At 42.3% G+C, this 12,768-nt stretch carries 10 protein-coding genes and 1 pseudogene; 5 read left to right on the top strand and 6 right to left on the bottom strand.

Features of this window, described 5'->3' with window-relative positions:
• Positions 1–69: 69 nt before the first annotated feature.
• Positions 70–543, bottom strand: coding sequence for a copper resistance protein NlpE (locus N5J47_RS03710; protein WP_279959178.1), 474 nt, complete (start codon positions 541–543; stop codon positions 70–72).
• 109 nt (positions 544–652) lie between these two features.
• Complete coding sequence (gene ykgO / locus N5J47_RS03715) at positions 653–778, bottom strand: type B 50S ribosomal protein L36 (RefSeq protein WP_267979994.1); 126 nt, start codon at positions 776–778, stop codon at positions 653–655.
• 846 nt (positions 779–1,624) lie between these two features.
• On the opposite strand from ykgO, the pseudogene N5J47_RS03720 reads away from it, so the two are divergent.
• The 3 genes and pseudogenes from N5J47_RS03720 to N5J47_RS03730 form a co-directional block, all read left to right on the top strand.
• Positions 1,625–1,834 (top strand): annotated as a pseudogene (locus tag N5J47_RS03720) (helix-turn-helix domain-containing protein); the annotation flags it as partial.
• A 37-nt stretch (positions 1,835–1,871) separates the two neighbouring features.
• Positions 1,872–2,525, top strand: coding sequence for an IS1595 family transposase (locus N5J47_RS03725; RefSeq protein WP_279962401.1), 654 nt, complete (start codon positions 1,872–1,874; stop codon positions 2,523–2,525).
• Between the two features lie 64 nt (positions 2,526–2,589).
• Positions 2,590–2,895: a hypothetical protein gene (locus tag N5J47_RS03730; protein WP_279962400.1), complete on the top strand. Its 306-nt coding sequence runs from the start codon at positions 2,590–2,592 to the stop codon at positions 2,893–2,895.
• A 297-nt stretch (positions 2,896–3,192) separates the two neighbouring features.
• Here the strand turns inward: N5J47_RS03730 and map are convergent, their stop codons facing one another.
• Positions 3,193–4,017, bottom strand: coding sequence for a type I methionyl aminopeptidase (map, locus tag N5J47_RS03735; RefSeq protein WP_004761570.1), 825 nt, complete (start codon positions 4,015–4,017; stop codon positions 3,193–3,195).
• A 213-nt stretch (positions 4,018–4,230) separates the two neighbouring features.
• On the opposite strand from map, the gene rpsB reads away from it, so the two are divergent.
• Positions 4,231–4,983: a 30S ribosomal protein S2 gene (gene rpsB, locus N5J47_RS03740; RefSeq protein WP_004878543.1), complete on the top strand. Its 753-nt coding sequence runs from the start codon at positions 4,231–4,233 to the stop codon at positions 4,981–4,983.
• Positions 4,984–5,121: 138 nt separating this feature from the next.
• Positions 5,122–6,000, top strand: coding sequence for a translation elongation factor Ts (gene tsf, locus N5J47_RS03745; RefSeq protein ID WP_267978989.1), 879 nt, complete (start codon positions 5,122–5,124; stop codon positions 5,998–6,000).
• Positions 6,001–6,070: 70 nt separating this feature from the next.
• On the opposite strand, the gene N5J47_RS03750 is transcribed toward tsf, so the two are convergent.
• From N5J47_RS03750 to N5J47_RS03760, 3 genes are all read right to left on the bottom strand, one after another.
• Positions 6,071–7,300 (bottom strand): multifunctional CCA addition/repair protein, encoded by a 1,230-nt coding sequence (locus N5J47_RS03750; RefSeq protein WP_279961209.1) that lies wholly within the window; start codon positions 7,298–7,300, stop codon positions 6,071–6,073.
• 93 nt (positions 7,301–7,393) lie between these two features.
• Positions 7,394–9,664, bottom strand: a complete 2,271-nt coding sequence (locus N5J47_RS03755; RefSeq protein ID WP_279961210.1) for an NADP-dependent malic enzyme — start codon at positions 9,662–9,664, stop codon at positions 7,394–7,396.
• 205 nt (positions 9,665–9,869) lie between these two features.
• Positions 9,870–12,746 carry an EAL domain-containing protein gene (locus N5J47_RS03760; RefSeq protein ID WP_279961211.1) on the bottom strand — a complete coding sequence of 959 codons (2,877 nt, stop codon included), beginning with the start codon at positions 12,744–12,746 and terminating at the stop codon, positions 9,870–9,872.
• Positions 12,747–12,768: the final 22 nt, after the last annotated feature.

Genomic DNA, 12,768 nt, shown 5'->3' on the forward strand with positions numbered 1-12,768 from the left:
TTTAAAAAAACCCTGCGTAAGCAGGGTTTTTTATTGGTGAGATAATTGTTTTTAGAAGCTCACTGGATATTATTCAGCCTCTTTTTTTAGTTGATATTTGTCTGCCAAGGAGCCTGTAATTTCATTGCCCTCAAGGTCCAGAGCTTTAAGATAACCCTCGGCAACAAAATATTTACGGCTATCACCCGCCTTGTCTAACTCAATAACAGAGCCATTGTTGCTGTCAAACTGGAAGCTACCTTTCGTTTCAAATGCTTTTCCATCACCTTTGCCAAGATAGGTTTCTTTAAGCTCATAAGTTTTATCCTGATTTAGCTCAAGCTTGGTTTCAATGCCTTCACAGTCAGCACAAGGAAGCACACCTTTATATGTGCCATCCCAGTCCAGTGAGTTTTCTGCTGTATGTTCACTATCCATTACAGGTTTAGTAGTGGCTTCTGTTGTTGCAGGAGGGGTATGTTCTTCAGTTTTTGGTTTTTCTGCCTTGTTACACGCCACTAGAAAAATAGATGCAAGAGAAATGGCAATAATAGATTTCTTCATACCTGATACAACCTTATGAAAATGTTGTTATCCAAGTTATGAAATTTTATAAAGAAAGTGTAGTAGGGGAATGTAAGTGTTATTTAACCTTTGGTAAAGCAAGCAAGGATTAACCTTGTCTTGCCTTAAAGCGAGGATTTGATTTGCAGATCACGTACAGCTTGCCACGACGTTTAACAATTTGGCAATCGCTACTACGTTGTTTCGCACTTTTGAGGGATGAACAAACTTTCATTTTAAAACCTATTTATTTAATGTAATGTTATAATATTGCATTTAAGTGGCCTTGTAAAGAAAGCATAAGAATATAGTTGAAGTGTGATGGCAGAAGAAAACCTTTTAGATGTATTAAAATACTCATCGTAAATTGTAGTCTATAAAGTTAAATATCTGATTCAATTATTATTTTTTAGGTGGCATATTTTGAGGGAATATTGACACCCTAAATCTTGCAAATTATCCTTTTTCGTTCCATCACCATATTAAACAGTCATTGCAAAGATTTTAAATCATTCCCAATAATGCTTTAATACTGTTTGATCACTTATTCCTACAGAATATTGACACTTCAAACCTTGCGCACTATCCTTTCCCTGCTGGCCTACATTGCCAGGCGGTTTTGACAGACCGCTTACAAAGGAGCATTTAAAGAACACGTTTCTTTAAGTGTTTATACCCTCGCGCCCCCTCTGCGGTGGAACGGGAGGGGGACACCTTCGGGTGTGCTGGTTCCTTTGTACCAGTCTGTCAACCCTCTTTCGTTTCGCCACCATTATTTGACAGTAATGTGGTGAAACTTCTTTATGCACAAAGGAGTTCGTTATGCCTACTATTTCTGTTTTTTCATCGGCAATCATTGCCAAAGCCTGTATTCCCATACATTCCAACAAGCCCTTAATGCTGTTTGATCGTCTATAGGTTCTGCGAACTTTAGATCAGACCGACTAAAAAATCATATCGACAATAAAGCATGTGAGATGGCTAAGGCACAGTCTTGTCTATTTTTTACGTTCCTGAAAAGACATTAGTGTTCTGATCTCATGCATATACAACAAAAAAACTTATGTTCAGTGGTGTGTTTATGCCAAATTTACAAATTTCCTCGCGAGCCTTGTCCGTGCTTGATTACTCAAGAAATCTTTTTAACTTATATGGATTTCAGCAGGTAGGTGTGGATCGGATTATTCGTGAAACAAATGTAGCGAAAGCAACATTTTATCGTTATTTTCAGTCTAAAGAAAAACTTATAGAGCTGTGCCTTGTTTTTCAAAAAGATACGCTAAAAGAAAAGGGGCTGTAGTAGATTAGCTTTGTGATAATCTACTTCTATGAAGATAACTAGATGTAAATTAAATAGAAAAATTCAAATAAAGCTATTAGAGTTTTTCATTGCTGAAGTTACCGCTAGAACTGCCGCTGATTTATTGGGAATTCAACCTAATTCTGCCGCATTGTTCTATAGAAAAATTCGTCAAATCATTATGTATCACCTTGACCAAGATGCCATTGAAGTATTTCAAGGACAAATTGAATTAGATGAAAGCTATTTCGGTGGAGCACGTAAAGGAAAACGTGGTCGAGGTGCTGCTGGCAAAGTGATTGTCTTTGGTTTGCTCAAACGTAATAGTAAAGTTTATACGATCATAGTTCCCGATACTAAATCAAGTACCTTAATGCCTGTAATTTCGAATAAAATTACTCCAGATAGCATTGTTTATACAGACCACTGGCATAGTTATAACGCTTTAGATGTTGCAGGATTTAGCCATCATCGTATCAATCATTCAAGTCATTTTGCCGATGGCCAGAATCATATTAATGGGATTGAAAACTTTTGGAATCAGGCAAAAAGAGTACTACGAAAATACAATGGTATTGACCGAAATGCCTTTCCGTTGTTTATTAAGGAATGTGAGTTTAGATTCAATTATGGCAGCCCCAAACAACAGCTTAAAACGCTATTAAAATGGACTGAAATTTAACTTTATCTACTACAGCCCCAAAGAAAAAATCAGGAGAATCAGGGCATGTTGCCGTCATTCAAATGTGGTTGATAAGTTGAGGAAAATTTATCTGCTCCATGTCGATTTAAATGGTCCGTATCATTTATTGTTTAAGGCTATTTTTGAGCTTGAAAAATTATATCCCAAGGCCTATCGAATTGCTGTTGAATACAGAAAATGGCTAATCAGGCAAATTCGGTCTTTACTTTTAAGAATGAAAAGCACCGCGACAATAGAGGATGCCGCAATATTTTTATTTATTGTTGATGGTTCTGTTATTGATCTTTTAAGAATGAATTGGGGGGAGAGTCAAGATAACCTGCTGGATTATTTCCTGCTGATGATTTGATTCTGGGAAATAAAAAGAATGTACTAAGCTTAGTTCGGCAATAATATTTGTCTAACTGTTTGAAAAATATCTTGGCGGAGTCTTGCCGAGTCCTCATCCAATTTCAGGATCAGCCTGCGGCTCGCCTTACTTTGGTTTTGCCCAAAGTAAGCAAAAGCATTGTCATCCGCAAAACTCGTTGACTACCGTCAGCCAGTTTAATAAATCGCAGAAACAGCACTTTATTAATGAAGTCCTGTCTCGAACAATTGCGGATGACGTTCCCGAGTATCATATTTCTTGTCGAACTCAGCTAAATTACATAAAACGTGATAAATCTTCTTCAGGACGTGCTGTTAACACTTCAATTCCTGTTTTGGTGACGAGAATCGTATGTTCGTATTGAGCAGACAACTTATGGTCTTTAGTTACCACCGTCCATTTATCACCTAACAGCTTGGTTTGCCAAACACCAGCGTTGACCATTGGCTCAATGGTAAAGGTCATTCCAGCTTCCAGAATCATGCCTGTGCCTTTCTGGCCATAATGCAGAACCTGTGGCTCATCATGGAACACCTTGCCAATACCATGACCGCAGTATTCACGCACCACACTGAAACGTTGCGATTCCACATACTGCTGGATGGCATATCCAACATCACCCAGATAGGAACCATCCTTAACCGTTGCCATACCACGGTACATGGCTTCCTGAGCCACCTGACACAAACGGTTTGCAAGAATGGAGGTTTCACCACCCACGATGTACATCATGTTGGTGTCGCCGTGATAACCATCTTTAATCACCGTGACATCAATATTCAGGATATCGCCATTTTTTAGGATTTTATTTTCAGAGGGGATACCGTGACAAACCACATGGTTGACAGAAGTACAGATAGAATGCTGGAAAGCAGGGCGGCCTGGCGCGGCACCATAGCCCACACAGGCAGGAATGGCCTGCTGTACATTTTCAATATGATTGCGGCAGATGGTGTCGAGTTCTAAAGTGCTTACACCCGCTTTAATGTGCGGCTTAATCATGTCTAGAACTTCAGCCGCCAATTTGCCTGCAACACGCATCTTTTCAATTTCTTCAGGTGTTTTGATTAATCGACGAGGGGCTGTATAAGTTGTATTCATGATCTCTAAAAACTTTTGGTAATTTGCAAGCGTATATGGTATAAATAGCCGCCTATTTTATCAAATGCTTTTCGTGAATATATTTACGAAAGTAGCCGATAACAATAGTCGTAAAAAAATCCGCACATATATCGTCACATTACTCTGGGTGCCTAGCAATAGGTGGAGAATGCGGATATATGGAGGCCTAACCCAAACTTTAAGGTAAAGAAAATGGCAGATTACAACGTAAGCATGCGCGACCTTCTTCAAGCAGGCGCACACTTTGGTCACCAAACTCGTTTCTGGAACCCAAAAATGCGTCAATACATTTTTGGCGCGCGTAACAAAATTCACATCATCAACCTTGAGCACACTGTTCCTGCGTTAAATGATGCCTTGAACTTTGTAAACAACCTTGCGAGCAAAAAGAACAAAGTATTATTCGTTGGTACAAAACGAGCTGCTTCTAACATCATCCGTGAACAAGCTCAACGCGCTGGTCAACCATATGTGGATCACCGTTGGTTAGGTGGTATGTTGACGAACTGGAAAACACTTCGCCAATCTATCAACCGTTTAAAAGATCTTCAAACTCAATCTCAAGACGGTACTTTTGCCAAGCTTACTAAACGTGAAGCTTTAGAGCGTACTCGTGAGATGGACAAGCTTGAACGTGCTTTAGGCGGCGTTAAGAACATGGGTGGTTTACCTGACGCATTATTTGTAATCGACGTTGATCACGAAGCGATTGCAATCAAAGAAGCGAAAAACCTAGGTATTCCTGTAATCGGTATCGTTGATACAAACTCTAACCCAGACAACGTAGACTACGTTATTCCTGGTAACGACGATGCGATCCGTGCAGTAACTTTATATGCTTCTGCTATGGCTGATGCGATTCTTGCTGGTAAAGAATATGCTCAATCACAAGCAAATGCACAAGCGAAAGGCGACGACGCTGCTAAAGACGCTTCTGAGGCTTAATGCGTTTTGACGCAAGCTTGTCATTTTTGCGACATGTAATGGTGGCAGATTAAAGCGTCGAGATTGCAAACGGCCCAGAGATTCTTTGGGCCGTTTTTGTTGAACAGATTTATTTTCTACCGATTTTAGGAGAACAACATGACTGCAGTTACTGCGAGCATGGTAAAAGAATTACGTGACCGTACTGGTCTTGCAATGATGGAATGCAAAAAAGCATTAACAGAAGCAGGCGGTGACATCGAACTTGCAATTGATAACCTTCGTAAATCAGGTCAGGCAAAAGCTGCTAAAAAAGCAGGTAACATTGCTGCTGATGGTGCAATCACAATCATTCAAGACGGTAACAAAGCAATTCTTGTTGAAGTTAACTGTCAGACTGACTTCGTTGCAAAAGACGAAAACTTCAAAAACTTCTCTGATAAGGTTGCTGCTGCTGCGCTTGCTGCAAATGAAACTGATGCTGCAAAAATTGCTGAACTTAAGCTTGAAGACGGTGCGACTGTAGAAGAAGCTCGTGTTGCGCTTGTTCAAAAAATCGGTGAAAACATCCAGGTTCGTCGTGCTCAAATCGTTGAAGGCGAAAACTTGGCTGTTTACAAGCACGGTTTAAAAATCGGTGTGGTTGTATCTTACACAGGTGATGCTGACACTGGTAAAGGTATTGCAATGCACGTTGCTGCGTTCAACCCAGTTGCTGTAAATGCGGAAGCTGTTCCAGCTGACTTGATCGCGAAAGAGAAAGAAATTGCTGAAGCGAAAGCGTTGGAATCTGGTAAGCCAGCGAACATCGTTGAGAAAATGGTAAGTGGTTCAGTTGACAAATACTTGAACGAAGTTGCACTTGACCGTCAAATGTATGTAATCGACAACGACAAGAAAGTTGCTGATGTATTGAAAGCAACTGGTACTAATGTAGCTCAATTCGTTCGTTTCGAAGTGGGTGAAGGTATTGAGAAGAAAGCTGAAATGAGCTTTGCAGAAGAAGTTGCTGCTGCTCAGGCTGAAGCTGCGAAGTAATTCGTATCTTTTCAAAAAACCCAGCCTTGTGGCTGGGTTTTTTTATTGGTTCCGTTTTTACATACCCAAACTATGGCTCATCGTGTTGCTGTTTGAACTGTGCCAATGCCTCAATTCGGTATTGGATCAGCATTTCACCAATTTCAGGCCCTGTAATGTGTTCAGGTAAATCCTGTGCCCGAATATTCCGTACAATTTGCATTGCATCCAGAATATATTGGGACTGTGGGTAAGGGCGGTCTTCCAGACCCAGGCGGCCTTTTGCGTCACATTCACATGCCTGTACAAATGCCTCAACCTTTTCTGGTTTCCGTAGAACGTCCAAACGTTGTAGTAAACGCCATAAAGTACCTGGTTTTAAACTCTTGGCCTGATGGCACTTTAAATGCTCTTTACAGACGGTCAGGGCCAGACTCTTGAGTTGAGAGGGAACCTTTAAGCGGTCACACACCTCTGTTACGGGCTGCAAACCACGTTCCTCATGCATGATGTGGCGTGGCAGCTCTTCAGCAGGGGTCAATGCCTTGCCCAAATCATGGACCAGAACAGCGAAGCGTACATCCAGTGCATAATTAGACTGACACGCCTGTTTTAGGGCCATGAGGGTGTGAACCCCACAATCCACTTCTGGATGGTATTCAGGGCGCTGTGGTACACCAAATAAGGCATCAATTTCTGGGAACAGAACTTTTAACGCCCCACAATCCTGTAGTGTCTGGAAATAGATATATGCATGATCCTCCATTAAGGCCCGTGATGTTTCTTTCCAGACACGTTCAGGAGTCAATGCATCAAGCTCACCTGATTTCGCAATTTCACTCATGAGTTGCAGCGTTTCATCTGCGATTTTAAAACCGTAGTTTGCATAACGTGCGGCAAATCGGGCAACCCGAAGCACACGCAAAGGATCTTCGGTAAAAGCGTTTGAAACATGGCGAAGGATTTTTTGGTTTAAGTCCTTTTGTCCGCCATAAGGGTCGTAGACTGTACCATCCTCATCCATTGCCATGGCATTGATGGTTAAATCACGGCGAATCAGGTCTTCTTCTAACTTGACGGTTGTATCGGTAAAAAACTGGAAACCATGATAACCCACACCAGACTTGCGCTCTGTGCGGGCAAGTGCATATTCTTCTTTTGTTTTTGGATGTAGGAATACAGGAAAATCTTTACCAACAGGTTGATAACCTTCGGCGAGGAGTTGTTCTGGTGTTGCTCCGACCACCACATAATCTTTTTCGTGATAGGGATGCCCGAGTAAGTGATCTCGAACTGCACCGCCTACTAAATAAACTTGCATGAAAAAACCTCTATTCTTCACACAATCATGCAACAGAATAGAGGTTTTCTCAAGCGTTAAGCAAAGCTTTTCTCGAAAAGCCCAGCTTTGTGATTAGTTTTGACTTTGCTGGATTTCAGCAACAGTTAACGCAGTCATGTTGACCAAACGGCGAGTGGTCGTCGTTGGAGTCAGGATATGAACTGGTTTTGCTGCACCTAGTAAAATAGGACCAATGGTTACATTATTGCCAGAAGTTGCTTTCAATAAGTTGAATGAAATATTCGCAGCATCGAGATTAGGCATAATCAGCAGGTTTGCCGAGCCTTTGAAGCGGGAATTTGGGAAAGCAAAGTGACGAATTGTTTCGTCCAAAGCTGCATCACCATGCATTTCACCTTCAACCTCAAGTTCTGGCGCCTGCTCTGTCAACAAACGGTAAACTTCACGCATTTTTTGTGCGCTCGGATCAAATTGATCGCTACCGAAACTTGAATGTGAAAGTAGGGCAACACGCGGTGTAATACCAAAACGACGAACTTCTTCCGCCGCCAAAATGGTCATTTCAGCAAGCTGTTCAGCAGTTGGGTTGGTGTTGACGTAGGTATCGGCAATAAACAGGTTACGGTCTTCAAGCATCAATGCATTCAATGTAAAGAATGTGCTGCGACCCTCTTTTAGGCCAATCACATTTTTAACAAAGTCTAAATGGATGTCGTAACTTGAATAAGTACCACAAAGCATACCATCAGCCTTGCCAAACTTAACCAATAATGCTGCAATCAAGGTTGAACGGCGACGTGCTTCGCGCTGCGCGTATTCAACAGTCACGCCTTTACGCTGCATGGTCTGGTAATAATCTTTCCAGAAATCGTCATACAGGGAATTCTTTTCCTGATCAACGATTTCGATGTTTACACCATTTTGCAGACGCAAACCAAGTTTCTTGATATTTTCTTCAATGACAGCGGTACGACCTATAAGGATTGGTTTAGCCAAGCCCTCATCAACCACAATCTGGATTGCACGTAATACGCGCTGGTCTTCGCCTTCAGCATACGCAATACGTTTAGGATCGGTTTTTGCCTGAGAGAAAATCGGCTTCATCAGGAATGCAGAGTTGTATACGAACTCAGACAGTCTTTGACGGTAAGCAGAGAAATCCTCGATTGGACGTGTTGCAACCCCTGAGTCCATTGCCGCTTTTGCCACTGCTGGCGCAATTTCCAGAATCAGGCGTTGATCCAGTGGGCGAGGGATGAGGTAGTCACGACCAAATGATGCAGATTTTTCACCATAGGTTGCTGCATCCGCCTCAACGTGTGCCATACGCGCAATCGCATGCACACAGGCAATCTTCATGTCTTCATTAATGGTGGTTGCACCTACATCCAGCGCGCCACGGAAGATATAAGGGAAGCATAGTGCGTTGTTTACCTGGTTCGGATAGTCTGAACGACCTGTCGCCATAATTGCATCAGGACGAACTTCATGCGCATGTTCAGGCAAAATTTCTGGGTCTGGGTTTGCCAATGCAAAGATAATTGGGTTTTCAGCCATTTCCTTAACCATTTCCTTGGTTAAGATTCCCGCTGCTGAAAGACCAAGGAACATATCTGCGCCAGCCATGACTTCATGCAACTGGGTTGCTGCAATGTCCTGAACATAGCGTTTTTTGGACTCGTCCAGCCCCTCACGTGATGTGGTGAGAAGACCACGGGAATCCGCAACAACGATGTTTGCCTTGTTCACGCCTAAAGCGCAAAGCAAGTCGAGGCAGGAAAGGGCAGCAGCACCAGCACCAGAAGCCACGATCTTGATTTCATCAATTTTCTTGTTCACGAGCTGCAAGGCATTCAACAATGCTGAGCCTACAATGATACTGGTACCATGTTGATCATCATGGAACACAGGAATCTTCATGCGTTCACGAAGTTTCTTCTCAATATAGAAACATTCAGGTGCCTTGATGTCTTCCAGGTTGATACCACCAAACGTCGGTTCCAATGCGGCAACGATATCCACGATCTTGTCTGGATCATTTTCAGCAATTTCAATATCGAATACGTCAACACCAGCGAACTTCTTGAACAGGACGCCTTTCCCTTCCATTACAGGTTTGGAGGCAAGGGGACCAATGTTCCCTAAACCAAGCACGGCTGTACCATTACTCACGACGGCGACCAGATTGCCACGGGCTGTATATTTAGCGGCGGCAGAAGGGTCACGTTCAATTTCCAGACATGGAGCTGCGACACCAGGAGAATATGCAAGCGCTAAATCTCGTTGGTTAACGAGCTGCTTGCTAGGTGTCACACTGATTTTTCCAGGTGTAGGAAATTCATGGTAATACAAAGCGGCTTGTTTTAAAGATTGATCGTCCATCTGAGTCTCGATTGTTTCGATAGTTGTTTCAATACAACAACCAGTCATAGCTAGGACTGATTATGATATCAAGATAAGTGCACAAGAATATAGCACTAGTTCATGGTTTAGCCCAGTCAAAAAAGCTTATTTTCACTGAACGATGAGGCTTATTGACAATTGATAATGATGACAAAATCAACGCTCAAAAAGCCCAAAATTCATTTTAAATGGAATATCTTGCGGTTGACAGCTGGGTGTGCTGTTGTAGATATTCGGTTGCATGGGCTGCCGTTAATGGTTTGGCAAACAGGTAACCCTGCAATATGTCACAGTTTTGGCGTTTCAAATAGTCGCGCTGTTGTTCTGTCTCAACGCCTTCCGCCACAACTTTTAGGCCAATGGTTTTACCCATGGCAATCATGGCATTAACAATCGCATCCTGTTTGGCATCACCAATTTTTGAAATAAATGCCCGATCAATTTTTAAGATGTCAATTGGGTATTCGGTGAGGTAGGCGAGGGAGGAATAGCCAGTTCCAAAATCATCCAGTGCAATCGAAATATTGCGTTCTTTGAGTGCACATAACACTGTTTTGACACTTTCTGTATTTTCCAGAAAAGCGGATTCGGTAATTTCCAGCTCAAGATCTTTGCCTGAAATTGCATAGGTGTCCAGGACCGCATCAATATCATGCAGCAACTGACCACGCAGGATTTGCTGTGCCACAATGTTTACAGCGATATGAATGTTGGAGAACCCCAGTTTTTGCCAAATCTGGATTTGTTTTGCCGCCTCATACAGGACGAAGCGCCCGATATCTGAAATAAGGCTGGTGCTTTCCGCCAAAGGAATAAAGATATTTGGCATGATCAGGCCCTTGGTTGGGTGTTTCCAACGGATCAGGGCTTCAAAGCCATTAATCTGGCAATTCGTGGTGGTAATCTTGGGTTGATAATAAACAACCAGTTCATTGTTCTGAATCGCTTTTCTTAGATCGAGTTCCAGGTCAGTGTGTCTCGCCACAAAGTTGGTGCGTTCACTCGAATAATAACGAATGGTGTTGCCGCCCAAACGTTTGGCTTCCGTCAGTGCCTGTTCGGCATGGGTATTGAGGTTGTCAACCTGACGGCCGTGCTCTGGATAAATGGCGACTCCGATGGAGATGCTGACCACATATTCCTGTTCCGCAATATAGAATGGCTTGCTAAATGCCTCAACGATATTGTTGCACAGTTGGTGTATCTGTGGATGGAGTGGTGACATCTCGTAAATAATAGCGAAATCATCCGCGCTTAAATGGGCCACCAAAAGTGCATCAATATTGCTAATCCTTAAACGTTGTGCAGCCTGTTTAAGTAGCTCATTTCCTGCCTGATTACTCAGTAATTCATTCAAGGCGCGGAATCTGTCGATATTTAGTCGAATTACCGCAAGATGCTGGATAGATGCCTCATTGACCAGATATTGATGCAATTGCTGGTGGTAATAGAAACGATTTGGTAAATCCGTCAGGGTGTCGTAGTTGGTGAGGTAGGAAAGACGCTGTTCCTGATGTTTTCGTTCAGTCTGGTCAGACACAATGCCAATATAGTTAATGACCCGATCCGCTTCATCTTTTACCGCATTAATATGCATCCATAAAAAGCAGGACTTTTCAGAAAGATAGGTTTCCTGAAATTCACCCTCATATTCCTGTTCTTCATAGAGGGTGTCCAGAATCGAGAGGTGGAAATTATGGTGATGCTGTTTATTTTGTTTGGTAATTTCAAAAAGTTCTTTGTTTAGAATAATTTGCTTATCAAGTCCAGTCAGTTGTTCGTATTTTGGATTGACCTCGATATAGCAGAAATTCTCATCCAGAATAAAAATGCCTTCAGAAGCCTGTTCAAAAACGCTGGCAGCCAGTTTCAAACGTTCCTGATGTTTTTTCTCCTGGTTAATGTCACGGTGTATGCCCACCATGCGCAACGGCGTTCCATCTTTGGGATTTCTTAGAATGACCTGTCCAACATCATGAATCCATGTCCATTCACCATTATGGCGTTTGATGCGGAAAGTTTCTTCATAGCGTTGTGTTTGTCCGCACAAGTGGCTATACAGGGTATTTTTAACCCGATCCACATCATCTGGGTGTACGATTTTATGCAGCAGGGTATAGTGGTTTTCAGACTTGCGTGTAACCGCCTGACTATGGGCATTGGTAACACCAACAGTATGGGTTTCCAGATTCCATTCCCAGGGCCGAATACCCGCAGTTTCATGGGCAAAAGCCAGGTTTTGACGGTGTTCTTCCAGACTCTCATTCATCTGGGTAAGATCGAAAGTACGCTCACGGACCTTTTGTTCAAGTAAATGATTATTGAACTGTAGTTGTGCTTCTATGTCCTTGGATTTGTTGACTTCACGCTGCAGTTGTTGGCAGAGTTCCTCTGTCCATTGGTTGTGTTGTTCCGCCACATCAATCAGTTGCTTGTTCTTGTCCAGAACCTGCGACAGGCGCTGGTGAATTTTAAAGGTGGCCTGTGCACACAGTAGGGTTGCAAAAAAAGACAGGTAATAGGCAATGTAAAACAAGGTATGTTCTTGATCTCTATGTATAATCTGGGAAATCACCAAGGGGCTGATGCTTGGAATGAAGAACAGGAAGAAGTAACGGATATGCTGGGTTAAAAAAGTCAGCGCAATAATGTGTGAAGAGGTGAGCAGCAGGGCTGTCAAGGTCAGGATGTGTGATGCGGAAAGATTCGGGACATCCTTAATCAATAGGTAATTGATCACAATGGTACTGATTCCCAGCAATAATCCCGTGAAAAAGCAGATCACCTGAAATGTAATGTTGGTTTTTCCAGCAAAGCGACTTGATGAGTAATATCTTAGTGAAAAGTGGCAGATTGCGTAAAAACTGAGTAATAGCGTAAGGGTAAGGGTCATCCATGTGGTAAAGATATTCGCACTAAAAGAATAGAAAGAAGCAAATAACAGATAGTCCAGAAGCGCAATAAAAAATACACTTAAAACGAATAGGCGTACGTGGTTAGGATAGTTGATCTGATCCGTATAAATAAACTGCGGAATTTTTTTTTCTTGAACCCCTGACATATAAAGAATAATCCTTTTCATT

Origin of the sequence: Acinetobacter sp. GD03645 (assembly GCF_029845285.1) — a bacterium.
Lineage (GTDB): Bacteria > Pseudomonadota > Gammaproteobacteria > Pseudomonadales > Moraxellaceae > Acinetobacter > Acinetobacter corruptisaponis.

What these genes read in the sequence shown, in the direction of transcription:
- N5J47_RS03710 (WP_279959178.1), bottom strand. Translation starts at nt 543, where the DNA reads ATGAAGAAATCTATTATTGCCATTTCTCTTGCATCTATTTTTCTAGTG.
- ykgO (WP_267979994.1), bottom strand. Translation starts at nt 778, where the DNA reads ATGAAAGTTTGTTCATCCCTCAAAAGTGCGAAACAACGTAGTAGCGAT.
- N5J47_RS03725 (WP_279962401.1), top strand. Translation starts at nt 1,872, where the DNA reads ATGAAGATAACTAGATGTAAATTAAATAGAAAAATTCAAATAAAGCTA.
- map (WP_004761570.1), bottom strand. Translation starts at nt 4,017, where the DNA reads ATGAATACAACTTATACAGCCCCTCGTCGATTAATCAAAACACCTGAA.
- rpsB (WP_004878543.1), top strand. Translation starts at nt 4,231, where the DNA reads ATGGCAGATTACAACGTAAGCATGCGCGACCTTCTTCAAGCAGGCGCA.
- tsf (WP_267978989.1), top strand. Translation starts at nt 5,122, where the DNA reads ATGACTGCAGTTACTGCGAGCATGGTAAAAGAATTACGTGACCGTACT.
- N5J47_RS03750 (WP_279961209.1), bottom strand. Translation starts at nt 7,300, where the DNA reads ATGCAAGTTTATTTAGTAGGCGGTGCAGTTCGAGATCACTTACTCGGG.
- N5J47_RS03755 (WP_279961210.1), bottom strand. Translation starts at nt 9,664, where the DNA reads ATGGACGATCAATCTTTAAAACAAGCCGCTTTGTATTACCATGAATTT.
- N5J47_RS03760 (WP_279961211.1), bottom strand. Translation starts at nt 12,746, where the DNA reads ATGTCAGGGGTTCAAGAAAAAAAAATTCCGCAGTTTATTTATACGGAT.